The sequence below is a fragment of the Flavonifractor plautii ATCC 29863 genome (assembly GCF_000239295.1).
GTDB lineage: Bacteria > Bacillota > Clostridia > Oscillospirales > Oscillospiraceae > Flavonifractor > Flavonifractor plautii.
In genome coordinates this window covers 1-411 of sequence record NZ_JH417783.1, presented here as the reverse complement: position 1 = coordinate 411, position 411 = coordinate 1, and the positions used below count along the sequence as shown (strand labels likewise).

Annotated in this window: 1 riboswitch. The window is 61.1% G+C overall.

Annotated elements, in window-relative coordinates:
• Positions 1–69: 69 nt before the first annotated feature.
• Positions 70–288: riboswitch (cobalamin riboswitch) on the bottom strand.
• Between the last annotated feature and the right edge of the window lie 123 nt (positions 289–411).

The window sequence follows — 411 nt, the reverse complement described above, 5'->3', positions numbered from 1 at the left end:
GGCCGCGGCAGATCCCATGATCCGCCGCGGCCGCTTTTCCGCGCGCTTTCCCGGCGCACACCGACGTGCGCCCCACTCTCAAACACCATAGGTCTTCCGGCTCGTGCCTTTCCAGAGCGATCTCGCTCCTGCGTCTGCCGTTCCGCCTTCTCAGGGCCCTGCCCCAATGACCGGCTCACGCCTCGAACGGCAACCTCAAGCACATACGGCTACGGGTATAGCTCCGGACTCCCACCGGCTTCCCTCATCCCTGCGCCTGCCCGAAGGGCAGCACTCGCGCAGAGTCATGATGCTCCATATAAACTTGGCTGTGCACCCTTATTATACTCCATGCAGGCCAAAAGTCAAGAGACGGGTGGCGGTCCTGCTGCCTCGGCTGTGTAGGACTACAATACATATTGGACATCTGAA